Source organism: Pseudomonas sp. Y39-6 (assembly GCF_023651955.1).
Classification (GTDB): domain Bacteria; phylum Pseudomonadota; class Gammaproteobacteria; order Pseudomonadales; family Pseudomonadaceae; genus Aquipseudomonas; species Aquipseudomonas veronii.
In genome coordinates this window covers 4,288,210-4,314,721 of the sequence record NZ_CP069594.1, presented here as the reverse complement: position 1 = coordinate 4,314,721, position 26,512 = coordinate 4,288,210, and the positions used below count along the sequence as shown (strand labels likewise).

Below are 26,512 nucleotides of genomic sequence, written 5' to 3'. Positions count from 1 at the left end.
GGAGGGGGCAAGCCCCCTCCCACATTTTTTTTGACCGTGTCGCATCAGAACTCAGCGACGGCTGCTGACCTCGGCGGGCACATCGTCACCGGCCATGCGCTTGCGGAACAGCGCGGTGCGCGCCAGCAGCAGCGTCGTCACCGGCACGGTGATCGACAGCAAGATCGGGATCAACCACCCGTGCAACACCGGCCCGGACTTGAGCACCGAAAAATAGATGATCGACGCCAACGCCACGCTCCACGCGCCCAGCGTCGAGGCCAGTGCCGGCGGGTGCATGCGCTGGAAGAAATCCTTCATGCGCAGCAACCCGATTGCGCCAATCAGGGCAAACACGCTGCTCAGCACCAGCAACACGGCCACGCACACTTCAACCCATAACGGCATCATTCGATCACCTCGCCACGCAGCAGGAATTTGGCCAGGGCAAATGACCCGACAAAGCCAAACAGCGCAATCAACAGCGCCGCTTCGAAGTAGGTATCACTGGCATACCGAATGCCCAGCACCAGCATCATCAGCATCGCCAGGATGTACAGGTAGTCCAGCGCCAGGACTCGGTCCTGGGCCGATGGGCCTTTGAACAGGCGCACCAGTGTCAGCGCCATGGCCAGCGAGAACAGGAACAGGCTGAACAGGATCGCATTGGAGAGCAGGGCGCTCATTCGAAGATCTCCATCAAGGGCCGTTCGTAGTCGTGTTTGAAGTGCTGGATAAACTGCGCTTCATCGTCCAGGTCGAAGACATGCAGCAGCAGGATGCTGCGGTCCAGGGCGAGTTCCGACCAGACGGTGCCGGGGGTCACGCTGGTGATCATCGACAACACGGCCAGGCCGTTGGCGTCGCGCAGGTCCAGGGGGATTTTGATAAAGCGCGAACGCGGTGGCCGCGAGCCGCACACCAGCACGCCCCAGGCGACTTGCAGGTTGGAGATGATCACGTCACGCCCCACCCGGAAGAACAGGCGGATGATCACCCCAGGGCGGCGGATGCGGATCGGCAGCGGGCGCAGCGGCGCCATCAGCAGCGGCGCGAGCAAACCCAGTAGCGCGCCCAGTAACAGGTTGCCGGGGCTGATCGACAAGTTGAGCAGCAGCCACAACACCCACAACGCCAGCGATAACCACGGGGCCGGGAACAGGCGCTTCATGGCTGCACCTCCAGCGCCGCGGTCTTGGCTTCAGGGCTGGGCACCGGGCGAGTGGCCATGACCGCCATCACATACTGTTCCGGGTTGTTCAGGCTCTTGGCGGTGTCCAGGGTGTAGCGCATCAGCGGCTCGGCCTTGAAGGTCAGCAGGATGCTCAGGCCGAGCAGGAAGAAGATCGGCACGCACTCATAACGGCGCAGCAGCGGTGACGGGCGTTCTTCCGGGGTCCAGAAGCGCTGGATGCCCAGGCGGGCGAAGGCGATCAGCGAGGCCAGGCCGGACAAGATCAGCAACGTCACCAGGCCCCACGCGGCAGGGCGGACAGGCTCATCCAGCGCATGGCCCAAGCCCGGCGGATTGACCAGCGCGCTCAACAGGCTGAGCTTGCCGATAAACCCCGACAGCGGCGGCATGCCGATGATCAGCAGGGCGCAGGCGACAAAGCTCAAGCCGAGGAAGGCCATGGTCCAGGGAATCACCTGGCCGACCACGGCTTTCTGTTCGTCATCGAGGTTCACGCCGGGGCGCGGATGCAGGGATTCCATGGCTTTGGGCAGCGCATCGATCTCTTCATCCAGCGGCAGGTCGTTGGCCGAGCGCGAGCGTTCGATCAATTCGGCCAGCAGGAACAGCGCACTCAACGCCAGCGTGGAACTGACCAGATAGAACAGTGCTCCGGCTGTCAGGCTCGGCTGGGCGAACCCCGCCGACGAGAGCAGGATGCCGGCCGAGACCAGGATGCTCAAGCTGGCCATGCGCTCCAGGCGCTGCGCCGCCAGCATCGCCAGCGCCGCGCAGATGATGGTCGCCATGCCGCCGTACACCAGCCAGTCGCCGCCGAACAGCGCCGACGCCCCGGCCTGGCCGGAGAACAGCAGGGTCCACAGGCGCAGCACGGTGTACACGCCGACCTTGGTCATAATCGCGAACATCGCCGCCACCGGCGCGCTGGCCGATGAGTACGCGGGCGCCAGCCAGAAGTTCAGCGGCCACATGCCGGCCTTGGCCAGGAATGCGGTGGCGAGGATCGCCGCACCCGCGTGCAACAGGCCGCGATCGGCCTCTGGCACCAGCGGGATTTTCAGCGCCAGGTCCGCGAAGTTCAGTGTGCCGGTGACGCCATAGATCATCGCCGCGCCGATCAGGAACAGCGACGACGCCAGCAGGTTGATCGCGATGTAATGCAGCCCCGACGACACCCGCGCCCGGCCGGAACCGTGCAGCATCAAGCCATAGGAGGCCGCCAGCAACACCTCGAAGAACACGAACAGGTTGAACAGGTCGGCGGTGAGAAAGGCGCCGTAGAGGCCCATCATCTGGATCTGGAACAACGCATGGAAACTGGTGCCCGCACGGTCCCAGCGCGCCATCGCGAACAGCAACGCACTCACGCCGATGATCCCGGTGAGCACCAGCATCAGCGCCGACAGTTGGTCCACCACCAGCACGATGCCGAACGGCACTTGCCAGTTGCCGGGCAAGTACACGCCGATCGAACCGGGGCCGCCTTGTTGCGTCCAGTACAACAGCAAGATGGCGATAGCGAGGCCGAGCATGCTCGAGAACAGGTTGATACGCGCCTTGAGCGGGCGGTGCTTCTCGCCGAGCATCAGCATCAGCGCGGCGGTCAGCAACGGCAGCAGGATTGGCGCGACGATCAGTTGGTTGACCCAGGTCATTCCTTGGGCTCCCGGCCGTCCACATGGTCGGTGCCGGTCAGGCCCCGCGACGCCAGCAGTACCACGAGGAACAGCGCGGTCATGGCGAAGCTGATCACGATCGCCGTCAGCACCAGCGCCTGGGGCAGCGGGTCGGTGTAGTGCAGCAGGTCTTGCGGCACGCCGTCCTTGATGATCGGCTCCTTACCGATAAACAGGCTGCCCATGCTGAAAATGAACAGGTTGACCCCATACGACAACAGGCACAGACCCATCACCACCTGGAACGTCCGTGGCCGCAGGATCAACCAGACGCCGGAGGCCGCCAGGACCCCAATGGCAATTGCGATGACTTCTTCCATCAGGCGGCTCCTTCCGGTGTGGCAACGGTTTTCGGCTGGTTGCTCGGTTTATGGGCCCGCACCGATTGGTGACCGAGGGCGGTGAGCATCAGCAGCGTCGAGCCGACGACCATGGCGTACACGCCGACGTCGAAGAACAGGGCGCTGGCGATATGGATGTCGCCCAGCACCGGCACGCTGAGATGCCAGGTGTGGGTGGTGAGGAACGGGTAGCCGGCGAACAATGCGCCGAGCCCGGTCAGGGTCGCCGAGAACAGGCCGAAGCCCATCCAGCGCATCGGCCGCAAACTCATCTGCGCCTCGACCCACTGGGTGCCGGCGACCATGTATTGCAGGATAAACGCCACCGACATCACCAGGCCGGCGACAAAACCACCGCCCGGCTGGTTGTGGCCGCGCATGAACAGGTAGAACGACACCACCAGCGCAATCGGCAGCAGCAGGCGCACCAGCACCGCCGGCACCATCATGTAGCCCAGGGCGGTGTCGCTGGCCTGGCGCGGGTTGATCAGGTCGGTGGCTACGTCCGGCGCGAGTTGGCGCTGTTGCGCGGGCAGTTGCATGCTTTCCTTGGAGGGGCGGAAGCGTCGCAGCAGGGCGTACACGGTCAGCGCCACGGCGCCGAGCACGGTGATTTCGCCGAGGGTGTCGAAGCCACGGAAGTCCACCAGCATCACGTTCACCACATTGCTGCCGCCGCCTTCGGGGAGGGCGCGGCTCAAGTAGAATGAGGAAATGTCGTTGGGCGTCTGGCGGGTCAGCATCGCGTAGGACAGCAGCGCCATGCCGCCACCGACCACGGTGGACAACAGGAAGTCGCGCAAGCGACGAATGCGTGCCTTGCGCAGCGTACTGGGCAGTGGCGACACTTCTTCGATCCGCCGTGGCAGCCAGCGCAGGCCCAGCAGGATCAGCACGGTGGTCACCACTTCCACGACCAGTTGCGTCAGCGCCAGGTCCGGCGCTGAGAACCACACGAAGGTGATGCAGGTCATCATGCCGCACACGCTGACCATGGTCAGGGCCGCCAGCCGGTGGTACTTGGCCTGCCAGGCGGCGCCGAGGGCGCAGGCAATCGCCAGCAGCCACAGGGTGACGAACACGATGGAACCCGGGATCTTCGGCCGGTCGCCCCAACTGAGGCCGCTGTTGAGCAGCGGGATCAGCCCGCCGATCACGGCGACCAGCACCAGCAGGAACAACTGCGTCTGCAGGCGCTTGGTGCTGATGCGTTTCTCGATTTTGCGCGCACCGCGCATCATCAGCACCAGGCAGCGCTCGAAGCCGCGCTTGCCGTTGAAGTAACTGATCACCGGCGGGTACTTGAAGCGCCCGCGCTTGAGTTGCTTGCGCAGCAGCAGGTAGAGCAGCACACCGCCGCACATCGCCACCAGGCTCATGATCATCGGCGCGTTCCAGCCGTGCCAGATGGCCAGGCTGTATTGCGGCAACACGCCGCCGACGACCGGCAGCGCGGCGGCGGCGAGGATCGAGCCGACCACCTGGGCCGGGAAGATCCCCACCAGCAGGCAGGTGAACACCAGCAGCTCCACCGGCGCGCGCATCCAGCGGGGAGGCTCGTGCGGGGTGTGGGGCAGGTCCGTCGCAGGCGGGCCGAAGAACACATCCACGGTGAAACGCAGCGCGTAGGCCACGCTGAACGTGCCGGCGATGGTCGCGATCACCGGCAGGGCGATTTCCACCCAGGCGGTCGACGAGATGAATACGGTTTCAGCGAAGAACATCTCTTTGGACAGGAAGCCATTGAGCAACGGCACGCCGGCCATGGACGCACTGGCCACCATCGCCAGGGTCGCGGTAAACGGGATCAGGCGCACCAGGCCGCTGAGCTTGCGGATATCGCGGGTGCCGCTTTCGTGGTCGATGATGCCCGCCGCCATGAACAGCGAGGCCTTGAAGGTGGCGTGGTTGAGGATGTGGAATACTGCGGCGACGGCGGCCAGTGGGCTGTTGAGGCCGAGCAGCAGGGTGATCAGGCCGAGGTGGCTGATGGTGGAGTAGGCCAGCAGGCCCTTGAGATCGTTCTGGAACATGGCGCAGTAAGCGCCGAGCAGGAGGGTCAGGGCGCCGGCGCCGCCGACGAGCCAGAACCATTCTTCGCTGCCGGACAGCGACGGCCACAGGCGGGCCAGCAGGAACACGCCGGCCTTCACCATCGTCGCCGAATGCAGGTAGGCCGACACCGGTGTCGGTGCCGCCATGGCGTGGGGCAGCCAGAAGTGGAACGGGAACTGCGCGCTTTTGCTCAACGCGCCGATCAGCACCAGGGCCAGCATGACCGGGTACAGCGAGTGCGCGCGAATCTGATCGCCCGCCGCCAGGACCAGGTCCAGGTCATAGCTGCCGACGATATGCCCCAGCAGCATCACGCCGGCCAGCAGGCACAAACCGCCTGCGCCCGTGACCATCAACGCCATGTAGGCACCGCGTCGCGCATCGGCGCGGTGGTGCCAGTAACCGATCAGCAGGAACGAGAACAGGCTGGTCAGTTCCCAGAAGAACACGATCTGGATCAGGTTGCCGGAGATCACCAGGCCGAGCATGGCCCCCATGAATGCCAGGAAAAACGCAAAGAAGCGCGGCACCGGATCGTCCGGCGACATGTAGTAACGCGCATACAGCGACACCAGCGTGCCGATGCCGAGCACCAGCATCGAGAACAGCCAGGCGAAGCCGTCCATGCGCAAGACGAAATTCACGCCCAGGCTGGGCAACCACATGAATTCTTCGCGGATCACCCCGCCGTGGGCGATTTGAGGGTAGAGCAGGGCGACTTGAACAGTACCGATCAGGGCGATGAGGCCGGCCAGCAAGGATTCGGTGTTACGTGCGTTGTGCGGCAGCAAGGCCGCCAGACAGCTGCCGATAAAAGGCAGAAGCAGTAGAACTATCAGGGACATAGGCTTCTAATCTGCGGGAGTTTGGGATGCATCATACGTGCCGCTTTCTTGATCACCAAACGGCAACGTGTGGCAGGATCCTACAAGGTAGGCTGAAAACGCCCATTTGGCATTGTTTCAGCTAACCCCCCACCACGCGCACCAGCGCCTGATTGTGGACGCTGGGCGTGCCCGGGATGGCGATTTGACAGCCACCGCCCGGGCTCGGACCTTACCCCTGCTGTTCCTGTTCCCGCGCATTTTGCAATTCGATCGCCTTCTGCCCGCGCGTCTTCAACTCACTCACCACCACCGCCGCCACGATCAACGCCGCCCCGACCATGGCAATCGGCGGGAAACGCTCCCCGGCAATCCGCCCAACCACGCCGGCCCACACCGGTTCCCCGGCATAAATCAATGTGGCCCGCGTCGGCGAAACGCTTTGCTGCGCCCAGTTCATCGCCACCTGGATCACCGCGCTGGTCAGGCCCAGGCCCACCGCGCTGAACAACAGCAACCAGGAGAACCCCGGCAACGCCTCGCCCATCGGCACCACCATCAGGAACGACAACAACGACGCCGTGGCCAGTTGCACCACGGTCACCCGGCGCACGTCCACTTGCCCGGCAAATGCGCTGATCAGGATGATCTCGGCGGCAATCGCCACCGCGCCGATCAGCGTGGCGATCTCGCCGGGGCTGAAATTCAGCGAAGCACCGGCCGGGCCGGTCAACAGCATCAACCCGGCAAACGCCAGCATGATGCCAATGCTCGGCATCAACCCTGGCCGACGACCCAGCACCAGCCATTGCAACAACGGCACGAACGGGACATAGAGCGCGGTAATGAATGCCGACTGGCTACTCAGAATCGTCTGCAGGCCGATGGTCTGCAGCCCGTAACCAAACATGATCGCCACGCCGATAAACACGCCGGCTTTCAACTCGAACAGGGTCAGGTCGCGCAGGGTGCGCAAAGAGAAAAAACCGACCGCGATCGTCGCCGCAGCAAACCGCAGGCCCACGAAAAACATCGGCCCGCTGACAGTCATGGCGTGCTGCACCAGCAAAAAGGTGCCGCCCCAGATCATGGTGATGAACACCAGGATGCATTCGGCTTTGCTGAAGCGGTTGAAACGCGAGGGAGCATTCGGGGTGGTCATGGTGGCTCAGTCTTGCAAGGGAAGGGCGCGGACCGCACAATGCGCCGCACGCTGGGCAGTATACTGCGCACACCCACCCATTGAGCAATATAGTGCACAAAGAAAATCCGCAACGGGCCTCGGTCCTGCAGCATGTCAGCCAGAATGTTCGTCGCCTGCGTCATGCCGCCGACTTGAGCCAGACCGCGCTCTCGGAAAAGTCCGGAGTCAGCCGACGCATGCTGGTGGCCATCGAGGCTGGCGAGAAAAACGTCAGCCTGTCCACCCTCGACCGCGTCGCCGAAGCGCTGGATGTGGCTTTCAGCGACCTGATCCAGGCCCCGGATGCACCCGACCATAGCCGTATCAACGAACTGGCCTGGGCCGGTGACATCCCCGGCAGCAAAGCTGTATTGCTTGCCAAGGCCACGGCGCGGCGTGAAGTCGAGCTGTGGGAGATGCGCCTGGAGCCGGGCGATTGCTACAGCCCCGAGCCGGACCCGGATGGCTGGAGCGTGCAGTTGTTCGTGTTCGAAGGCCGCCTGACATTGGTGCTGGATGGTCAGGAAAAACCGGTCGGCGCCGGTGAGTTCTTCATGTTCGCCAGCCGCCAGGCCCACGCCTATCGCAATGACGGCGACGTGGCGGTGCGCTTTGTGCGCAATGTGGTGATCTAACTGTTGACCCGCCAACAGCGGATGGACACTTTGCTCGATCGCAGGCGGGTTCCCCTGCATTGAAATGACGGCAACCTACTGATCTTATTGAAGATTGGTTTCGGGCACGACTCCTGCAATCACTCCAGCATCCCCTTGGACTCTGGAGTCGGCCCATGTCAGCCCACCCTCAACACCCTGCTCATATCATCCGATCAGACGCCGAAGCCATCGCGGTCGCCACGCGCCTGGCCGAACGCTTCGCTGTCGAGGCCAGCGTGCGCGACCGCGAGCGGCGCCTGCCGGTCGCTGAACTCGACGAATTTTCCGCCAGCGGCCTGTGGGGCATCACCATCCCCAAGGCCTATGGCGGCGCCGAGGTGTCCTATGTGACGGTGGCAGAGGTGATCAAGTTGATCGCCGCCGCCGATCCGTCCCTGGCGCAGATCCCGCAGAACCACCTGGGGGTGGTGGATATCCTGCTGCAAACCGGCAGCGAGGAGCAAAAACTCCACTACTTCGGCAAGGTCCTGGCCGGCTACCGTTTCGGTAACGCTTTCTCCGAAGCCAAGAGCAAGAACGCCGGCACCTTCGACACGCAGATTCGCGTTCACGCCGATCATGCGCAGATCAATGGCGAGAAGTTCTACTGCACCGGCGCGCTGTTCGCCCATATCGTGCCGGCGGTGGGCACCAACGAACAGGGCAAGGCCTTGATTGCCTTCGTCGAGCGCGATGCGCCGGGCCTCACGGTCATCGACAGCTGGGATGGCTTCGGCCAGCGCACCACCGCCAGCGGCGGCGTGACCCTCGATGGCGTGACGGTGCCGCTGAGCGCGGTGATTCCCGCGCACCTGGCGTTCGACCAACCGACCGCTGACGGCCCGATCTCGCAGATCATCCAGGCCGCGATCGATACCGGCATCGCCGTGGGTGCCCTCGAGCAAGCGAAAGTCTTCGCGCGCCAGGCCCGCCCATGGATCGACAGCCAACAGGATCACGGCTGGCAGGACCCATTCACCATCGCCGCCATCGGTGATCTGGAATGGCGCGTACACGGCACCGAAGCGATTCTCGCCAAGGCTGGCAAGGCGGTCGACCAGGCCCTCGCCGAACCGAACGAAGACACCGTCGCCAACGCCTCGCTGATCGTCGCTCAGGCCAAAGTGCTGTCGGCCGAAACCGCGTTGCTCGCCAGCAGCAAGCTCTTCGAGCTGGGCGGCACCCGCTCGGTGACCGGCAAGCACAACCTCGACCGCTTCTGGCGCAACGCGCGCACCCACACCCTGCACGACCCGGTCCGCTGGAAATACCACCTGATCGGTAACTTCGTGCTCAACGGCGTCAAACCCGCACGCCATGCCTGGAACTGAGGAGCCTGCCCCATGAATGCACTGACCCAACCCACCGCGCTCGACCAGGCTCGCCAATTGCTGGAGAGCACCCGACGTGTGCTGCAAAAAAGTGATGACCCTTACGTAATCAGCCGCTTCGGCGACTGGCAGATCCGCGTGGAGGTGGCCGCCGCCTTGCTGGAATACGCCGAAACCCACCCAACGCCTGTCGCCGCCACCGAAGCGCAGATCGCCGCCGCCGAAGCCTTGCTGTTCGCCAGCGCCGCCGAATTCGAACTGACCGGCCAGCGCAGCGCGTTGCCGTCGCCCCTCGAAGAGCCGCTGCGCTGGAAGTACCAGCTTGTCGGCAACTACCACCTCAACGGTGTCGCCCCCGGGAGGACTGCTTGATGTCCCGTGAAATCCGCTTGAATGCCTTCGACATGAATTGCGTCGGCCACCAATCCCCCGGCCTGTGGGCACACCCGCGTGATCGCTCGTGGCAGTACAAGGACCTGGAGTACTGGACCGACCTGGCGAAAATCCTCGAGCGCGGCAAGTTCGACGGCCTGTTTATCGCCGATGTGCTGGGCATCTACGACGTGTACAACGGCAATGGCGACGCGGCGATCCGCCAGGCCACTCAAGTGCCGGTCAACGACCCGCTGTCGCTGATCGCGCCGATGGCGCTGGTCACTGAACACCTGGGTTTTGGCCTGACCGCGTCGTTGTCCTTCGAACACCCGTATCCGTTCGCTCGACGCCTTTCCACGCTCGACCACCTGACCAAAGGCCGTGTCGGCTGGAACATCGTCACCTCTTACCTGGAAAGCGGCGCCAAGAACCTCGGCCAGAACGCCCAGACCGAACACGATGCGCGCTACGACTACGCCGAGGAATACCTGGAGGTTTGCTACAAACTCTGGGAAGGCAGCTGGGAAGAGGGCGCCGTGCTGCGTGACCGCGAGCGGCGGATTTTCAGTGACCCGAGCAAGATCCACGAGATCCGCCACGTCGGCAAACACTTCCAGGTGCCCGGCATCCACCTGTGCGAGCCGTCGCCGCAACGCACGCCGTTGCTGTACCAGGCGGGGGCGTCCAGCCGTGGCAAGCAGTTCGCTGCCGAGCAGGCCGAGTGCGTGTTTGTCGCCGCACCGTCCAAGACGCTGCTGAAAAACACTGTCGCCGACATTCGTCGCCGCGCGGCCGAGGCCGGGCGTGATCCGCGCAAGATCCTGATCTTCAACCTGCAGACGGTGATCGTCGGCGAGACCGACGCGAAGGCCAAGGCCAAGTTCGACGAGTACAAATCCTACGTCAGCTACGAAGGCGCCATGGCGCTGATCTCCGGCTGGACCGGCATCGATTTCAGCCAGTTCAAGCCCGACGAACCGCTCAAGCATGTGCATACCAACGCGATTCAGTCGGCGGTGGAAGCCTTCTCCACGGCGGACCCGAGCAAGGTCTGGACGCCCAAGGAGCTGGCCGACTGGGTCGGCATCGGCGGCTTTGGTCCGTTGTTTGTCGGCAGCCCGGAGACGGTCGCGGACTTGTTGCAGGAGTGGGTGGAAGACACCGATGTGGACGGCTTCAACCTGGCCTATGCGCTGACCCACGAAACCTTTATCGACGCGGTGGAACTGCTGGTGCCGGAGTTGCAGAAGCGTGGGGTGTACAAGAAGGAATACGCCCAGGGCACGTTGCGCGAGAAGTTGTTTGGTGAAGGCCCGAGGTTGCCGGTGTCCCATCCAGGCAGTCGCTATCGAACGTTAGCGAATGTGCAGAAAGATAGGGCTGTTGAGCGTGCCTGATTCAACCGTGTGAAAGGACCGTCGGGTGGTGTGAATAACTCACAACACCCGACGACGACTCACGGTTCTCATCGTTCCATATCGAAAATTCCATTTTCTACTTTTAAGACGCGTACTTTGCCATCGTCAAGTTCGACGGTTGCCGTGAAGTTAAACTGTCCCGAGAGTTTTCCTGCAAAGCTCTCGAAGTTTGGAATGGATTTAAATGTGATCGTGCCGCTGTCGGCCGGCCAGACGAGACTTTCAGGGATATTGAAGAAGAATATCCGCACCTGTTTACTGTCTGGACTAAAACTGTAAGTGCCGGGTGCAAGGCCTTTGGCTATGTTGATGGATAATCGATAGTCCTTGAGGTCGGGTTTCGACGTGAGCTGTCGTGACCAGGCCTGTAGATAAGCCGGGAAACTACCTGAATCGTCTCCTAGGCTGAACGCTGTCTCAGTAGATTCATAGCGCTCAGTAATTAACTCGCTGAAGTCGCACACTATTGAACCGCTGGCTCTGGCTTTTTCGTCCTCGGTAAATCCCTGGAGTTTCATCTCGCCCTGGGTAAGAGAGACTGTTTTTGAACCGCTTTGTGCTGCAAATTCGAAGGTTGACTCCACTGTCTGCAGGGTGCTGTTCAGCGTGACCGTCACACTTCCGCTGATGGCGGTGTAAGGGCGAAATGACGAGGAAGTTGCTTTTGTCCATGACGCATTGGCTTTCCCCTGCGCACCATGGTCGTCAACGATTACGTAGGTTTTTTTTACAACGTCACCCTCGTTAGGCAACCACAGCGAAATATATTGATATTGACCAAGATGGTCTTCATCGCTTGCGCCTGAGATATACCATCTGTTTGTTTGTTCATCCAGATAGAAATAGAAGCGTGTGCCCTCGAAACTGTTAAAGTCCTCGTCGTCATTCACTATTGCACTGGCTGTGCCTGAAGTGGCTTTTGGCTTGGTTTTATTCGAGCTGCTCATAAGCGGCTCTCCTTTGTTGTGACGTGGGTTCGGCTTGAGTCTATTAAGCGGGCAACACAATATCTACTGTCAAAAATGACAGGTATAACGTGATCGTTTCTAATAGCGAAAGTGGTTATTCGGAACACATGTTTGAATGCCGGTGACTTATCAATTCCGACCCCGCTCGGCAGGGTGTTCGCTGTTGCTCCAGCAACAGCGAAGAAGCACTTTGTGCTGTGTCAGCTTCATAACTGTTGATGAACGCCTGGGTTATGCGGCGTTTTATATCGGCATGGTTCCTGCTTAGTCTTTATATCAACGCTATCGACTTTCCGTTCAATTCTCATTCAGCCAGCGGACCACCGCACGCTTACCCACCCAATAGGAGCATCACCCCTATGAGCGTGCATGTACTCAAACCTCCGCCGGCTCTGGAATGGCCGGCCGAGTTGCTCGGTCAGTTGCCCACGGCCCTGGAACAACTGCGCCATTGGGCACAGATCACGCCGCTGCACACCGCCCTGCGCCACAAGCGCCAGGGCCAGTGGTATGCCTGGCGCTGGATCGATGTGTTGCGCGATGTCGAGCGCCTGGCCGATGGCCTGCGTCAGCACGGGTTCAGCGAACAATCGCAACTGGCGCTCAGCGGGGCTTTCGAGCCCAACCTGTTATTGCTGGCGCTGGCCGCCCAATCGGTCGGCGGCCAGGTACTGACCCTGGCCGATGACTTGGAGCCCGAGGCGCTGCGCCAACAACTCTGGCGCATTCGCCCGAGCCATTCCTACGTGCAGGGGCGTCAGCAGCAGCGGCACTGGCAGTCGGCCAACCTGGTGGATTTCGCCCAAGTGCTTGGTGCGACCGACCCGGCCCGGCACCTCAGCCGCTGGTGGCAGCCGGCCGGCGAGAGCGTGCTGTGGAGCGAGGAGGGCACTCACTGGCAAGGCGGCCTGGCGGTACTGCTGGCGCAATGGCTGAACAGCGGTCACGGGCTGGCCTTCCCGGAAAGCCTGGCATCGGCCCGGCGTGATCGCGGCGAAGCCGCGCCCACCGGCTTGCTGTTGTCACCTGCGCGCCTGCAGCACTTGGCCGACGACATCGAAAGCCGCCTGGCGCCCCACGGCACCTGGCGCCGACGCCTGTGTGAGTGGGCCATCGCCCAGCCGCACAGCGGCCTGCGCCGTCTGCTGAAAAACCGCGTGCGTAAACTGCTGGGCTTTCAACGCCTGGCCTCTATCTGGCAGCCACCCAGCACGGGCAAGTCCGTTGTCGAGCCGGTGTGGCTGGCTGAATTCAAACGGGACATCGCATGAGTCAAGCCATTCTCCAGGTGCGGGATATCTCGCTGTCGTTCAAAGGGGTCAAGGCGATCAACGCGCTGTCCTTCGATGTCCAGCGCGGCGAAATCTGCGCGCTGATCGGCCCCAACGGCGCCGGCAAGAGTTCGCTGCTCAATGTGCTCAACGGCGTGTATCGCTTCGATGCCGGCGAGATCGTGTTCGAGCAGCAGCACTTCCACCGTATCGACCCCTTGGGCGCCGCGCGTCGCGGCATTGGGCGGACCTTCCAGAACAACGCGCTGTTCAAAAAGATGAGCGTGCTCGACAACATCCTCACCGGCCTGTCGCGGCATATGGGCACCCGCTTTATCGAACAGGCCCTCGGCTTGCCCCGCGCACGGCGCGAGGCCGAGGCGTTCCGCCGGCGTGCCCAGGGCATTCTCGAGTTTCTTGAGTTGCAGGCCCACCGTGATGTGCCGGTCGGCAACTTGTCCTACGGCCTGCAGAAACGCGTGGAACTGGGCCGGGCGCTGATCGCTGGGCCCAGCCTGCTCCTGCTGGATGAGCCCATGGCCGGGATGAACGCCGAGGAGAAACAGGAAATGGCGCGCTTTGTCGCCGATGTGAACCGCGACCTCGGCACCACCGTGGTGTTGATCGAACACGACATGGGCGTGGTCATGGGCCTGTCCGACCATGTGGTGGTGCTCGACTACGGGCGCAAGGTCGGCGACGGCACCCCTGCGCAAGTGCAGGCCAACCCCGACGTGATCGCGGCGTACCTGGGAGTGGTCCACTGATGACGTTCTTTTTTGAAACCCTGCTCGGCGGCCTGCTCGCCGGCACCCTGTACTCGCTGGTCGCCATCGGCTTCGTGCTGATCTACAAGGCCAGCGGCGTGTTCAATTTCGCCCAGGGCTCGATGCTGCTGTTTGCCGCCCTGACCTTCGTCAGCCTGCACGAGCAGGGCGTGCCGTTTGCCCTGGCGCTGTTGCTGACGGTGGTGGTGATGATCGTCGGCGCCTTGCTCATCGAGCGCCTGGTTCTGCGCCCGCTGGTGAACCGTTCGCAGATCACCCTGTTCATGGCCACCCTGGGCTTGTCGTTCATTGTCGAGGGCCTGGCCCAGGGCTTGATGGGCTCGCAGGTGCGTGCGCTGGACTTGGGCATCGACGACGTGCCGCTGTTCGTCGGGCCGCTGATGCTCAGCCAGTTCGACCTGATCGCCGCCGCAGCCGCCGTGGTGCTGGTGACGGTGCTGGCGCTGCTGTTCAACAAGACCCGCATCGGCGTGTCGTTGCGCGCCGTGGCGGATGACACCACGGCGGCGCTGTCCATCGGCATCAACCTCAACCGTATCTGGCAGATCGTCTGGGCGGTGGCCGGGACCGTCGGGCTGGTGGCCGGGCTACTGTGGGGCGCGCGTCAGGGCGTGCAGTTTTCATTGTCGCTGGTGGTGCTCAAGGCCTTGCCGGTGTTGATCATCGGCGGCTTTACCTCGATTGGCGGGGCGATTGTCGGCGGGCTGATTGTCGGCGCGGCGGAGAACCTTGCCGAGGTGTATATCGGCCCACTGCTCGGCGGCGGCATCACGCCGTGGTTCGCCTACGCCCTGGCCCTGGCCTTCCTGTATATCCGCCCCGCCGGCCTGTTCGGCGAGCGTGCCATCGAGCGAGTCTGAAACCATGTCGATCCCTGTTGTGCAAGAAACCGCGCCATTGCGGCTGATTCAGCGGCGTGTGCCTTGGGGCCTGCTCGGCCTGTTGGCGCTGGCGTTTGTCGTGGTGCCGCTGTGGGGCAATGATTATTGGCTCAATGCGATCCTGATCCCGTTCCTGGTGCTGTCCCTGGCCGGGCTGGGCCTGAACCTGTTGACCGGCTACACCGGGCAGACCTCGGTGGGCGCGGCCGGCTTCATGGCGGTCGGTGCGTTTGCCACCTACGGCTTTCTGCTGCGCCTGCCGGAGCTGGGCTTGCCGGTGGCGTTGCTCGGCGGCGGCATTATCAGCGCGCTGGTCGGTTTGCTGTTCGGCCTGCCCAGCTCGCGGATCAAGGGCTTCTACCTGATGGTCACCACCCTGGCCGCGCAGTTTTTCCTCGAGTGGCTGTTCGTCAAATTCCCCTGGTTCTACAACTACGGCTCGTCCGGCACCATCTCCGCGCCGAAGCTGGCGTTGCTCGGTTATGACCTCAACACGCCGCTGGGCCGTTACTGGCTGACGTTGCTGACCGTGCTGCTGTTGACCTGGACCGCCGTCAACCTGGTGCGCAGCCAGGTGGGGCGCAACTGGATGGCGATCCGCGACATGGACACCGCCGCCGCCGTGGTCGGCATCCCGGTGGTGCGCTACAAGCGCCTGGCGTTTGCGGTCAGCTCGTTCTACCTGGGCATCGCCGGCGCGCTGTGGGCCTTTGCCTACCTGGGCACGGCCAGCGCGAGCAGCTTCGATATCAATCGCTCGTTCCAGATTCTGTTCATCATCATTATCGGTGGCATGGGCAGCATCGCCGGCAACTTCGTCGGCGCGGCGTTTATCAGCTTGCTGCCGATCTTCCTCAGCCATGCCGGGCAGGCGCTGTTCGGCGGTTCGGTGGATGCGGGGCAATTGCAGAACCTGCAGAAAATCATCTTTGGCGTGCTGATCATCGTGTTCCTGATCAAGGAACCCGAGGGCTTGATTCGCCTGTTGCACAACTTTCGCGATCGGCTGCGTCAGTGGCCCCTACGGTTTTGACCTCTATGAGAACTCCCATGCGTGCATCCTTGAAACGTTCCCTGGCCGGCGCCGCCTTCGCGCTGGCCACCCTGGCCGCTGCAGTGCCCCAGGCCGTGGCTTCGGCCGACCAGCAGTTCTTTCCGTTGGCCACCTACCGCGTCGGCGCCTATGCCTCCAGCGGCGTGCAGGTGTGGGCCGGGATGATCGACTACCTGCGTTATATCAACGAGGTCGAAGGCGGCATCAATGGCGTAAAACTGGTGTGGCAGGAATGCGAGACCGAATGGACGGCAGAGAAGGGCATCGAGTGCTACGAGCGCTTCAAGAACGGCCTGGATGGCGCGCCGGTCGCGGTCTACCAGCCTAATGGCGCACCGGCGGCCTACGCCCTGAGCGAGCGCGCCGAGGTGGACAAGATCCCGTTGATCACCCTCGGTTACGGCCGCACCGAAGCCACCGACGGCACCGTGTTCCCGTACAACTTCCCGGTGATGCTGACCTTCTACAGCGAGGCGTCGAGCCTGGTGAACTACATCGCCCAGCGCGAAGGCGGTTTCGACAAACTCAAGGGCAAAAAGATCGCCACGGTCTACCACGACTCGGCCTACGGTCGCGAAACCCTCGGCCCGCTGAAGCTGCTCGCCGAGCAGTACGGCTTCGAGAATATCCAGATTCCGGTGGCCGACCCGGGCAACGAACAGTCCGCGCAATGGCGCCAGGTGCGCCAGGCCAACCCGGACTGGGTGTTCCTGCGCACGTGGGGCGTGTCCACGCCGGTCGCGGTGAAAACCGCGGCACGCTTTGGCTTCCCGGTCGACCATATCATCGGCGATATCTGGGCCAGTTCCAGCGAAGACGTATTGCCTGCCGGCACTGCTGCCAAAGGCTACCTGGCGCTCACCCCATACCCGGCCGGCGCCGATTTCGAGATCCACAAGCGCCTCAAGCAATACGTCCTCGACAAGGGCCACAGCGACCTCAAGGACCTGAAAAACTTCGGCAGCGTCTACTACAACTCAGGCCTGGTGAACGCCGCCGTGGCGGTGGAAGCGATCCGCACCGCCCAGGCCAAATTCGGCCAGCGCCCGCTCAATGGCGAAGAAGGCCGCTGGGGCCTGGAGCACCTGAATATCGACGACGCGCGCCTCAAGGCCATGGGCTACCTGGGCCTGATGCAGAACCTCAAGTTGTCGTGCCGTGACCACGAAGGTGGCGGCTCGGCGCGGGTGCAGCAGTGGGACGGCGCCAACTGGACGCTGGTCAGCGACTGGATCGCCGCCGACCGCGCGCTGTTGCGCCCGCTGATCGACGAAAAGTCCGCCGCGTTCGCCAAGGAAAAAGGCCTGACGCCACGCACCTGCACCGGAGATGAATAAACCATGAGCCTACCTGCCAGTGAATCCGCACACGCCGCGCTGCTGACGGTCAACGACATCGAAGTGATCTACGATGGCGCGATCCTCGCCGTGGCCGGGGTGTCGCTGAGCGTGCCCAAGGGCGCGATCGTCGCCCTGCTCGGCGCCAATGGCGCCGGCAAGAGCACCACGCTCAAGGCGATCTCCGGGCTGGTGCGCGCCGAGCGTGCCGAAGTCAGCCGTGGCGTGATCGAATACGCCGGCCACGACCTGGCCGGCGTCGACCCCAGCCAACGGGTGCGCCAGGGCATGGTGCATGTACTCGAAGGCCGCCATGTGTTCGGCCAGCTCACGGTGGAAGACAACCTGCGCAGCGGCGGCTTCGTGCGCCGCCTGAGCCGCCGGGCCATGGAGGCCGATCTGGAACGCATCTACGCCTGGTTCCCCAGGCTCAAGACCAAGCGTCACACCCGCGCCGGCCTCACCTCCGGCGGCGAGCAGCAGATGGTCGCCATCGGCCGGGCGTTGATGACCCGTCCTACTTTGGTACTGCTCGACGAGCCGTCCATGGGTTTGGCGCCTATGATCGTGCAGGAGATATTCGAGATCGTCGCGCAGCTCAACCGCGAGCAGCAGGTGAGCTTCCTGATCGCCGAGCAGAACATCAACGTCGCGCTCAACTATGCGTCCCAGGGCTACGTGCTGGATACTGGCCGCGTGGTCTTGAGCGGCAGCGCCGCTGAACTGTTGGCGCGGGGCGATTTGCATGACATCTATCTGGGTAAACAGTAAAGGCGAACAGGCATGACTGAATCCATCCGCAACGCCGATGTCCTGATCATCGGCGGCGGCCTGAGCGGTACGATGCTGGCCGTGCAACTGCTGCGCCTGCCCGGCTCGAGGCAGATCCTGGTGATCGAACCGCGCGCCGAACTTGGTCGCGGCGAGGCCTACAGTGCGGTCGAGCTGGGCCATACCTTGAACGGCAATGCGGCGCGCATGAGTGTCGACCCGGACAACGCCGACGACCTGACCCAATGGCTCACCGACTACATCGGCGCTGGCGGCTGGCCGGAGTCGGACCAGCAGCATGTGCCGATCAGCGAGCTGTTCCCGCCGCGCGGGATGTTCGGGTTGTACGCGCAGCAACGCTTGGCCGAGGCCAAGGCGCTGTCGACGTCTACCGTCGAGCATATCCGCGCCGAAGTGGTCGACCTGCAAGTGGACCCCGCCTCGACGCTGCTGACCCTGGATAACGGCCAGCAACTGCGCGGTGCCCAGGCGGTGTTGGCGACCGGCATGTTCCCGGCGGCGCGCACGCCGCAGACCGAATCCAGCGGTTTGAACGCCGCCGCAGTCGACCCGTGGGACGTGCAGGCCATGAGCCAACTCGACCCGCGCGCGACGGTGCTGATTATCGGTTCCGGGCTGACCATGGTCGATGCCGTGGTGTCCCTGGAACAGGCTGGGCACCGGGGCCCGATCGAGGTGTTCTCGCGCCACGGTCTGCTGCCCCATGTGCGTCGACAGCCACCGGGCTGGGACGATTTTCTCGCCGCCGACCACCGCCTGCGCAGCCCTCGGCAGTTGCTGCGCGAGGTGCGTCGGCAGTGTCGCATCGCGACGGCGCAGGGCATCGATTGGCAGGCGCCGCTGGACACCGTGCGCGCGCATATCGGCCGTTTGTGGAGCCAGGCCAGCGAGCGCGAGAAGCGCCAGTTCGTGCGGCATGTGCGGCCGTGGTGGGAAAGTCATCACCACCGTTCGCCGCCGCTGAGTGCGCAGTTGGTGGCGCGTCTGCATGAGGAAGGGCGCCTGCGCATTCGCGCGGCGTCGTTCAAGGGCTTGGCGCCTGCGGTCAACGGCGTCAGCATCCGCTTGCGTTACCGTGGCGAGCAAGCGATCACCCAGGTTGCGGGCGCGGCACTGATCAATTCCAGCGGCATCGAATACGACTGGCGCCGCGTAGCCCGGCCGTTGCCCCAGCAGTTGCTCAAACGCGGGTTGATACAGCCCGGGCCGCTGGCGCTGGGGATCGCAGCGGATGCCTCGGGGGCGGTGCTGGATGCCCAGGGCCAGGCCAGCCGGCGCCTGTTCGCCATGGGCCCGCCGCTGCGCGGGATGTGGTGGGAGAGCACGGCAGTGACCGATGTGGCGCTTCAGGCCAAGGCGCTGGCGTTGAAGCTGACAATGATCTAAAGGTGGGAGGGGGCAACTTCCTCTACCTAGGGGTCTTCACAAAACCGGGTTTTAGGCCAAATACCTCGACACCCTGCGGCGTCGATTGCCCGGTGGTCACGGTCACGCGTTCCACCGGCTGGTCCATCGTCGGCCGATATTCGACGGTCATGTCCGGCTGGATCGCCTGGCTCGGAATCACGATCGCCTGCGCGTTGTTGTAAGTGACGATGGTCAGTCGCGCACTCATCCCCAGCCGTACCCGCTGCAGTTGCTGCGGGGTCAGCCTGGGGATCGACAGGGTTACCGGGAACTGCGCGCTGCCCTGGGTATCGCCGGCAATCGCCAAGCCGCTGACCACACTCACCGAGCCGCTCAACCGTTCGCCGTCGAAGCCATCGCCCATCACTTCCACCGCCTGGCCCTGGTGCAGTTGGTTGATGTCCAGCTCGGAGACCCTGGCGACGATTTTCAGCCGTTCGATATTGGCCAGGCCGAACAGCACCTGGCCCTGGCTGACCTTGCTGCCGGCCTGCACCGGGGCGTTGGTGTTGCCAGCGCCTGCTGCCGCGTTGCTGCTTCCGGGTGCGGGCACCACGATGCCGGAGAAGGGCGCCTTGACCTCCTTGTCTTCGAGCTGTCGGTAGAGCGCGTCGTACTTCACCGTGGCATTGGTCAGCTCCATCTCGGCGATCTGTCGGTATTCGCCCTTGCCTTGCTCCAGTGCCTGTTGCAGTTCATCGCGTGCGGCGATCAGGTCCAGTTGTTGCTGCTGGGTCTGTTGCTTGAGGTCGTCCAGTTCGTTGCGCGGGATGATGCCACGCTGAAACAGGTTTTCACTTTCGGTGAGTTTGCGCTGGGTGTTGTCGGCGCTCATTTGCGCGGTGCGCAGGCTGCGGCGTGCACGGCTGACGGTGGGGCTGCTGTCCCAGTCTTGCATTTCCTGCACGGTGCGCCGGGCCTTGAGTTGCGCGGAGAGTGCATCGCGCAGTTGCACTTCGAGCAGGGCCGGGTCCATGCGCAGCAACACTTGCCCGGCGTCGACGCGTTGGCCTTGCTCCACCAGGTTGGCCTGCACATTGCCGTCGAACGGCGCGGTGAGGGTGAGGGTGGTGTCGGGCTCGATCTTGCCCACCAGGCCGATCTGATGCACCAGCGCGCCAGGCGTCACCGCCAGCCACTGTTCGGTCGGGAGGATCGGGTCGGCGGCGCTGCGATGGCTTTGCACCGCAACGCCGGCGGCCGCCAGCAGCACGATCAATCCAGCCGCCAGCAGGCGTTTTTGGTTAGTAGTCATTGAGGGCGATTTCCCAGCTTTCCAGCGTCATGCCCAGGGTCAGATCGAGCTGGGTCTGGGCGTTCAAGTAAGCGATCAGCGCATTGAGCTGCGTGTTTTCGGCGTTGCGCAGGTCGGTCTCGAAACTCAGCACCTGGAAGTTGGTGGAGCGCCCGGCGCTGAGTTTTTCGCGTTCGATCTCGATCTTGCGCCGCGACAATTCCACGGCGCGCTGGGAGATTTCGTACTGGCGCCAGCGCGTGCCGAGGTCGCGCACCACGTTGTTCACGCTGCGTTCCAGTTCCTGGCGGGCGTCGGTGATGCGGATGGCCTGATCCTCCACATTCACCCGTGCGCGCACTTCGGCCTGGCGCGTGCTGATGTCGCCGATGGGGATTTGCACCTGCACCCCGGCGTAGCTGTCCCAACTGCGGTTGTTGCCGCTGCCGGTGTCGTTGTCGTAGTTGTTGCGTATCTGGTTCGCCCCGGCCACCAGGTCCACTTGCCAGCGCCCGGAGTCTTTGGCGATCACCAGGTTGAGGTCGGCCTGCTGGCTGCCGAGCAGGGTGGCGAGGTACTCCGGTTGCTGGTTCTGCGCCAGGTTGAAGGCCTCGCGTTTGTCGATCTGCATGGGCTTGGCCTCCAGGGCTTCGGTGGCGCGGATCGGCGTCGACAGGTCGAGGGCCAGCAGGCGCAGCAAGGCCAGGCGGCTGGTGTCGAGTTGGTTCTGCGCTTCTTCCACGCCCAGTTGCTGGGTGGCGATATCGGCTTCGGTCTGCACGATCTCGAACTCGGCCATGCGCCCGGCGCTGATCAGCGCCTTGTTGACTTCCAGCAAGGTGTTGGCGCGTTTCAGCGCGTCCTGGACGATGCTCAGTTGCTCCTGGGCGCGCAGCAACTCGCGGTAGGTGGCGATGATCTGGCTGATGGTTTGTGCCACGGTGGCCTTGAGGTTCAGGCGGTTGGCCTGTTCCGACAGGCGCGACAGGCGCAACGGCGCGGTGGTCGCGTCCCAGCCGGCGCCGCGCATCAGCGGTTGGATGAGCGCCAGGTCGAGGCCGTCGCTGCGGTAGCGACCGGCCCGGTTGGCGTTATTCAGTTGCTGGGTCCAGGCCATGCTCAGGCGCGTGCCGTACTCGCCCAGCAGGCTGGTGGCAGGGGCCACGTTGGTATTGCGTGCATTGTCGGCGGAGCCGCGGGAGCTGCGGTAATAACTGTTGAGGGTGAGCTTGGGGTTGAACACGTCTTCGGCCACGCGCAGGTCGAATTTCTGCGCGACCCGCTGCAGGTAGGCGCTGCGAATCGCCGGATTGTTGCGCAGGCCCAGGTACACCGCGTCGCCCAGGGTGATGGCGGTGACCTGGGCATTCAGCGAGACGCCGCGATCATAGCCGCTGCGCGTGGTGCTGGGCGCCGTGGGCCGGATCAGCATATCGGCGGCGACACTCGGCAGGCTGATCAGCGCCAGGAGCAGCAGCAGGCGTTTATTCATCGCGCAACGCCTCCACCGGCTGCAACCGTGAGGCCGAGACCGCCGGGTAAATGCCGAAGAACAACCCCACCAGCAAGGTGCTGCCCACCCCCAGGGGCAGGGCGGCGACCGCCAGGGCGAAGGCCCAGCCCGACAGCCAGGCGTAGAGCCACGCGGCGGTCATGCCGAGCACCGCGCCGCACAGCGCGCCGACGGCGGTGAGGGTGATGGCTTCGAGCAGGAACAGGTTGCGGATATCCCGCTGGCGTGCGCCGAGCGCCATGCGAATGCCGATCTCGCGGCGGCGTTCGGAGACGTTCATCAGCATCACGTTCATCACCCCGACACCGCCGCCCACCAGCGAGATCGCGCCCAGGGCCAGCAGCAGGTAGGCGAAGGTGCGGCTCTGCCGGGTCATGCCGTCGATCATTTGCTGGGGCACCGTGATGTCGACGCTGTGCTCGGTCAATTGGCGTTGCAGCGCGGCGGCGGCGTCCCGGGCGATGCGTTCCATGTCCTGGCCCGGCGCGGCGCGGATGATCACGTTGCCGATTTGCGGGCTGGCGTAGATGCGGCGCATGCCGTCGGCGGGAATGAACAGCGATTCGTTGGCCTGCACCGGCATCAGCATCGCCCGGGGCTGGTGGTGCAGGATGCCGACCACCTGGAACAGGTAGTCGTTGATACGCACGCGGTCGCCCAGCTTTAACGGTGCGCCGGGGGTACCAAGGGCTTGGGCGATCTGGTCGCCGATCACGCCGTAGGTTTCGTTGGCATCGAACGCCGACAGGAAGCGCCCCTCGCGCAGCGCCAGGCGCAGGGCCGCGGGGATATCCGGTGTGCTGCCGACGAAGTTGGCGTTGACGCTGCGGCCCTGGAACACGATGGGGCCGCTGAACAGGCTCAGCGCGCCGATGTGCGCGATCCCGGGCACGGCCTGGCGCACGGCGTCGAGGTCGAGGCGGGCACGCATCGGTACGCTGCTGTCGGCTTTGGGCGGAAACTGCGCGACCAGGGTGTCGGTGCCCATGTCCTTGAAAATCAGCGCGGCATCCACCGCCGCGTTATGCCCGATATTGATCAGCGCCACCACCGACGAACTGCCGATCACGATGCCCAGCAGCGCGAGGATCGAGCGCTTGCCCAGGGTGCGCAGGCTGACGAACGCTTCATGCAGCAATTGGCTCAGGCTCTGCTCGACCCGCAGGCTCATGGGCGCCCGGCCTCATGCACCACGCCGTTGCGCACCAGGATCTTGCGCTCCAGGCGTTCGGCGATGTGTGCGTCGTGGGTGACGATGATCAGCGTGACCTGCTGCTCGCGGTTCAGCGCCAGGAGCAGGTCCATGATGTCCTGGGCGGTGCTGCTGTCGAGGTTGCCGGTGGGTTCGTCGGCCAGGATGACCGAGGGCTTGCCCACCAGCGCCCGCGCAATCGCCACACGTTGGCGCTGGCCGCCGGAGAGGTCGGCGGGGCGATGGTGCGCGCGCTCGGCCAGGCCGACTTGTTCGAGCATGCGCAGGGCCTGCTCCACCGACTCGTGGCGTGACACGCCGCGATAACTCAGGGGCAGGGCGACATTGTCCAATGCACTGAGGCGCGGCAGCAGGTTGAAACTCTGGAACACGAAGCCGATCTGCTGGTTGCGGATCGCCGCCAGTTCATCCGGGCTGGCGCTGAAAATGTCGTGGCCGGCAAAGCGGTACTGGCCGCAGTTGGGCAGGTCCAGCAGCCCGAGGATGTTGAGCAGGGTACTTTTGCCGGAGCCGGAGGCGCCGAGGATGCCGCAGCTGTCACCGCGGGCGATGGACAGGCACACATCATTGAGGATGGACAGGTGCTGTCCGGCGAGCTGATAGCGTTTGCCGATGCCTTGCAGGGAGATCAAGCCTGGGTGCGCGGGGGTATCTGTCATCATGACTACGCCTGCAGTCTCGACGCTGCCGTGCTGCCCCGGTAAAAATTTGTAACAAGTTCGGGAGCTGCCTGGGACACGTCACGGACTGGTTTGATTTCTTGTTTTTAAAATATTCTTTGAATACTAACCGCGTTCAACCCGCTCCGCCAGCCATCGTTGTAGAGGGTTTTTACCCTTTGAAATAAATGCACCGGGGGCAAACCCCATCGCAAAAAAAACCTTTGGTCAGCCTCGACGGGCCCGTCTGCCAAGGCTTGCGCTGATATGGCGCAGTGTCACTACTTGCTTTCGAGCGGTGGCCCCGGTATAAAAAATCAAATTTATTTTTAAAACAATATTTCCCGCGTGGAACTTTTATGGTCGTGAAGAAAGTCAGTTCTCCAAACGTTACCAAGACTCGATTGCTGGATGCGACAGAGGCTCTCTTCATCAAATACGGGTATGACGCTGTTTTGTTGCGGCAGATTACCGAGCGTGCCCAGGTGAACCTGGCTGCGGTGAACTATCACTTCGGGGACAAGGACGCCCTGATGAAAACCCTGCTGATGCAGCGCCTGGAGCCGCTCAACGAGCAGCGCCTGGAACTGCTGGCACGCTGCGAAGCCGAATCTGACGGCCCCCTCGATTGCGACACGCTGCTCGGTGTGCTGTTCGCCCCGGCCATGGGCCTGGAGCGCAGCGACCCGGCGAGTGGGGAAGGGCGTTCGTTCATTCGTTTCCTGGGGCGGGTCTACAGCGACACCTCGCCGTTTATCCAGGAATACCTCAAGGTCCATTACCAGCCGGTGTTCCAGCGCTTCTTCGAAGCCTTCGCCCTGGCCTTGCCGGACTTGCCGCGCAACGAACTGGGGGTACGCCTGCAATTTGCCCTCAAGGCGATTTCCGGTGTGATGGCCGGCACCGAACTGCGCCTGCTGATGAACTCCATGAGCCTGGGCCGCCCGGCCACGGATGCCGAAGTAATGGCCAAGTTGATCACGCTGGTCTCGGCGGCGATTCGCGTGCCGCAGCAAAGCCCCGAGGCGCAAGTGGCGTTGGCCAAGGTGCTCGATACCCAGCGCGCCATTCGCGAGCAAGCGTCCGCGCCCGCCGGCAAGGTGGCGCGCTAGCTCGAATCCGGGACAAAAAAAAGCCCGCTGGGGCGGCGGGCTTGATGTGCAACGTTTGTAACGGATGAGGCTTCACCCTACGTCCCGCGATGTGAATAAGTCGTGAAAAATATGTAAGAAGAAGTGTGAATGTGTTGGCGCAGGTAAACGCGCTAAATGCCCTCAGGTTCAGATCTTCCAGCGGCCAGCACTTTTGGCCAACTGCTGGCGCATCTCATCCACATTTGCCGCCAATTGCACGGTCAGCAACCGATACCCATCCAACGCACTGTAGACCGGCGCATCCAATGTCGGCTCGGTAGCCGTGGCCTGGCTCGGCCGCTCCAACCGTGGTGTCACGCCCGACCTCAGCGCGCGCGCCATGCCCACCAATTGCACGCGAATCTGCCGATGCTCGCCCTTCAACATTACCTGCATCCGCGCCATCGCCTGCTCGTCGCGAGGGTCTGGCCGGGTGTTGCCCAGAATCTCCAGGGTGCTGATGCACATGCGCAAATGCCGCTGGATCGTGTCCAGCTGGGTCATGGAGATCCGTACCTCCTTGGACACCGAAGGCATCAACGAACGCAGTTGCAGCATCGCTGTATTCACGCGGCTGAGCAGTTTGAGGTGTTCGTCATCAGTGACCGATTGACCGCTGATGATGCGGTTATAGATCGCGGCACAGTCGCGCAAGGCACTGGCCAGGTTGTAGCGCCAGGAGTACACGGCATACAGCGGCAAGGCGAAGGAAAACGCCAGGGCCAACGCAATACCGATCAGGATATCGACCGTGCGCCACAGCCCGTCCGACAGCGGATTGTCGCCATGCCCGGCGACGATAAACACGGTGATCGCCGACAACAAGGCGGTGTATCCGCCCTTGCCGATGGCGTGATAGGAGAAGAACCCGCACACCACCGACATCAACAAGTAGGTCAGCAGCGGCTGCCCCACATATGTCTCCTGCACCACCAGCAGCAAGCCGACGCTGGCGCCGATCAGTGTGCCGTAGGCGCGTTCCATGGCTTTCTTGCCGATGTTGCCGTGGTGCTGCAGGCCGCCGATCACCACCAGCATGGTCACCGACGCCCACTCGCCGTGGGGCAGGTTGATGCCGGTGGTCAGCAGGATCGTCGCCAGCAAGCCGATGGACACGCGCACGGCGTGGATCAGCTTGGCATGGCGATAGCGGCGGTAAGGGTCGAGCAGCGGGCGCAGCAGGCGCCGGGCAAATACAGGCAAGTGCAGGTTAATCAACGGCGAGGCGT

At 63.4% G+C, this 26,512-nt stretch carries 25 protein-coding genes; 12 read left to right on the top strand and 13 right to left on the bottom strand.

What is annotated here, in order from left to right; all coding sequences use genetic code 11:
* Window positions 1-51: 51 nt before the first annotated feature.
* The 7 genes from JN756_RS19440 to JN756_RS19410 all read right to left on the bottom strand — a co-directional run bounded on the left by JN756_RS19440 (window position 52) and on the right by JN756_RS19410 (window position 7,232).
* Window positions 52-390, bottom strand: coding sequence for a Na+/H+ antiporter subunit G (locus JN756_RS19440; protein ID WP_017848092.1), 339 nt, complete (start codon window positions 388-390; stop codon window positions 52-54).
* A complete protein-coding gene (locus tag JN756_RS19435) occupies window positions 387-665 on the bottom strand; it encodes a K+/H+ antiporter subunit F (RefSeq protein WP_017848091.1) in 279 nt (92 codons plus the stop codon). The genes JN756_RS19440 and JN756_RS19435 overlap by 4 nt, the downstream gene beginning before the upstream one ends.
* Window positions 662-1,150: a Na+/H+ antiporter subunit E gene (locus JN756_RS19430; protein ID WP_017848090.1), complete on the bottom strand. Its 489-nt coding sequence runs from the start codon at window positions 1,148-1,150 to the stop codon at window positions 662-664. Before JN756_RS19430 ends, JN756_RS19435 begins: the two co-directional genes overlap by 4 nt.
* Window positions 1,147-2,829, bottom strand: a complete 1,683-nt coding sequence (locus JN756_RS19425) for a monovalent cation/H+ antiporter subunit D (RefSeq protein WP_201021185.1) — start codon at window positions 2,827-2,829, stop codon at window positions 1,147-1,149. Before JN756_RS19425 ends, JN756_RS19430 begins: the two co-directional genes overlap by 4 nt.
* Window positions 2,826-3,170 (bottom strand): Na+/H+ antiporter subunit C, encoded by a 345-nt coding sequence (locus JN756_RS19420; protein ID WP_007986256.1) that lies wholly within the window; start codon window positions 3,168-3,170, stop codon window positions 2,826-2,828. Before JN756_RS19420 ends, JN756_RS19425 begins: the two co-directional genes overlap by 4 nt.
* Window positions 3,170-6,091, bottom strand: a complete 2,922-nt coding sequence (locus JN756_RS19415; protein ID WP_177030112.1) for a monovalent cation/H+ antiporter subunit A — start codon at window positions 6,089-6,091, stop codon at window positions 3,170-3,172. The genes JN756_RS19420 and JN756_RS19415 overlap by 1 nt, the downstream gene beginning before the upstream one ends.
* A gap of 211 nt (window positions 6,092-6,302) precedes the next feature.
* Window positions 6,303-7,232: a DMT family transporter gene (locus JN756_RS19410; protein WP_017848087.1), complete on the bottom strand. Its 930-nt coding sequence runs from the start codon at window positions 7,230-7,232 to the stop codon at window positions 6,303-6,305.
* A gap of 92 nt (window positions 7,233-7,324) precedes the next feature.
* Between JN756_RS19410 and JN756_RS19405 the strand changes: the two genes are divergently transcribed.
* The 4 genes from JN756_RS19405 to JN756_RS19390 all read left to right on the top strand — a co-directional run bounded on the left by JN756_RS19405 (window position 7,325) and on the right by JN756_RS19390 (window position 11,012).
* The gene (locus tag JN756_RS19405; RefSeq protein ID WP_017848086.1) at window positions 7,325-7,888 is read left to right on the top strand and encodes a helix-turn-helix domain-containing protein; all 564 of its coding nucleotides are present in this window, start codon (window positions 7,325-7,327) and stop codon (window positions 7,886-7,888) included.
* Window positions 7,889-8,043: 155 nt separating this feature from the next.
* The gene (locus tag JN756_RS19400; protein WP_046382884.1) at window positions 8,044-9,240 is read left to right on the top strand and encodes an SfnB family sulfur acquisition oxidoreductase; all 1,197 of its coding nucleotides are present in this window, start codon (window positions 8,044-8,046) and stop codon (window positions 9,238-9,240) included.
* Between the two features lie 12 nt (window positions 9,241-9,252).
* Window positions 9,253-9,612, top strand: a complete 360-nt coding sequence (locus JN756_RS19395; protein ID WP_046382885.1) for an acyl-CoA dehydrogenase — start codon at window positions 9,253-9,255, stop codon at window positions 9,610-9,612.
* Complete coding sequence (locus tag JN756_RS19390) at window positions 9,612-11,012, top strand: LLM class flavin-dependent oxidoreductase (protein ID WP_046382886.1); 1,401 nt, start codon at window positions 9,612-9,614, stop codon at window positions 11,010-11,012. Before JN756_RS19395 ends, JN756_RS19390 begins: the two co-directional genes overlap by 1 nt.
* Window positions 11,013-11,080: 68 nt before the next feature.
* Here the strand turns inward: JN756_RS19390 and JN756_RS19385 are convergent, their stop codons facing one another.
* Window positions 11,081-11,980, bottom strand: a complete 900-nt coding sequence (locus tag JN756_RS19385; RefSeq protein ID WP_201021184.1) for a hypothetical protein — start codon at window positions 11,978-11,980, stop codon at window positions 11,081-11,083.
* Between the two features lie 380 nt (window positions 11,981-12,360).
* Between JN756_RS19385 and JN756_RS19380 the strand changes: the two genes are divergently transcribed.
* The 7 genes from JN756_RS19380 to JN756_RS19350 are packed head-to-tail and all read left to right on the top strand — an operon-like array spanning window position 12,361 to window position 19,510.
* A complete protein-coding gene (locus JN756_RS19380) occupies window positions 12,361-13,272 on the top strand; it encodes an AMP-binding protein (RefSeq protein ID WP_046382888.1) in 912 nt (303 codons plus the stop codon).
* Window positions 13,269-14,039, top strand: a complete 771-nt coding sequence (locus tag JN756_RS19375) for an ABC transporter ATP-binding protein (protein ID WP_128191852.1) — start codon at window positions 13,269-13,271, stop codon at window positions 14,037-14,039. The genes JN756_RS19380 and JN756_RS19375 overlap by 4 nt, the downstream gene beginning before the upstream one ends.
* On the top strand, window positions 14,039-14,920 hold the full coding sequence (locus JN756_RS19370) for a branched-chain amino acid ABC transporter permease (protein WP_079444202.1): 882 nt from the start codon (window positions 14,039-14,041) through the stop codon (window positions 14,918-14,920). Before JN756_RS19375 ends, JN756_RS19370 begins: the two co-directional genes overlap by 1 nt.
* A 4-nt stretch (window positions 14,921-14,924) precedes the next feature.
* Window positions 14,925-15,974, top strand: a complete 1,050-nt coding sequence (locus tag JN756_RS19365; protein WP_108525093.1) for a branched-chain amino acid ABC transporter permease — start codon at window positions 14,925-14,927, stop codon at window positions 15,972-15,974.
* Between the two features lie 17 nt (window positions 15,975-15,991).
* A complete protein-coding gene (locus tag JN756_RS19360; protein WP_046382892.1) occupies window positions 15,992-17,332 on the top strand; it encodes an ABC transporter substrate-binding protein in 1,341 nt (446 codons plus the stop codon).
* 3 nt (window positions 17,333-17,335) lie between these two features.
* Window positions 17,336-18,103 (top strand): ABC transporter ATP-binding protein, encoded by a 768-nt coding sequence (locus tag JN756_RS19355; RefSeq protein WP_079444200.1) that lies wholly within the window; start codon window positions 17,336-17,338, stop codon window positions 18,101-18,103.
* A gap of 12 nt (window positions 18,104-18,115) precedes the next feature.
* The gene (locus tag JN756_RS19350) at window positions 18,116-19,510 is read left to right on the top strand and encodes an FAD/NAD(P)-binding protein (RefSeq protein ID WP_201021183.1); all 1,395 of its coding nucleotides are present in this window, start codon (window positions 18,116-18,118) and stop codon (window positions 19,508-19,510) included.
* Window positions 19,511-19,532: 22 nt separating this feature from the next.
* On the opposite strand, the gene JN756_RS19345 is transcribed toward JN756_RS19350, so the two are convergent.
* Genes JN756_RS19345 through JN756_RS19330 form a run of 4 tightly spaced genes read right to left on the bottom strand, consistent with a single transcriptional unit; the run spans window position 19,533 to window position 24,153 of the window.
* A complete protein-coding gene (locus JN756_RS19345) occupies window positions 19,533-20,786 on the bottom strand; it encodes an efflux RND transporter periplasmic adaptor subunit (protein ID WP_079444198.1) in 1,254 nt (417 codons plus the stop codon).
* Window positions 20,776-22,257, bottom strand: a complete 1,482-nt coding sequence (locus JN756_RS19340; protein WP_046382896.1) for a TolC family protein — start codon at window positions 22,255-22,257, stop codon at window positions 20,776-20,778. The genes JN756_RS19345 and JN756_RS19340 overlap by 11 nt, the downstream gene beginning before the upstream one ends.
* Window positions 22,250-23,449, bottom strand: coding sequence for an ABC transporter permease (locus JN756_RS19335; protein WP_046485024.1), 1,200 nt, complete (start codon window positions 23,447-23,449; stop codon window positions 22,250-22,252). Before JN756_RS19335 ends, JN756_RS19340 begins: the two co-directional genes overlap by 8 nt.
* Entirely contained in the window at window positions 23,446-24,153 is a 708-nt protein-coding gene (locus JN756_RS19330; RefSeq protein WP_017848077.1) for an ABC transporter ATP-binding protein, read from the bottom strand. Before JN756_RS19330 ends, JN756_RS19335 begins: the two co-directional genes overlap by 4 nt.
* Window positions 24,154-24,509: 356 nt before the next feature.
* On the opposite strand from JN756_RS19330, the gene JN756_RS19325 reads away from it, so the two are divergent.
* Window positions 24,510-25,262: a TetR/AcrR family transcriptional regulator gene (locus JN756_RS19325; protein WP_017848076.1), complete on the top strand. Its 753-nt coding sequence runs from the start codon at window positions 24,510-24,512 to the stop codon at window positions 25,260-25,262.
* Between the two features lie 168 nt (window positions 25,263-25,430).
* Here JN756_RS19325 and JN756_RS19320 read toward each other — a convergent pair whose 3' ends face one another.
* Complete coding sequence (locus tag JN756_RS19320; RefSeq protein ID WP_057004491.1) at window positions 25,431-26,492, bottom strand: FUSC family protein; 1,062 nt, start codon at window positions 26,490-26,492, stop codon at window positions 25,431-25,433.
* Window positions 26,493-26,512: the final 20 nt, after the last annotated feature.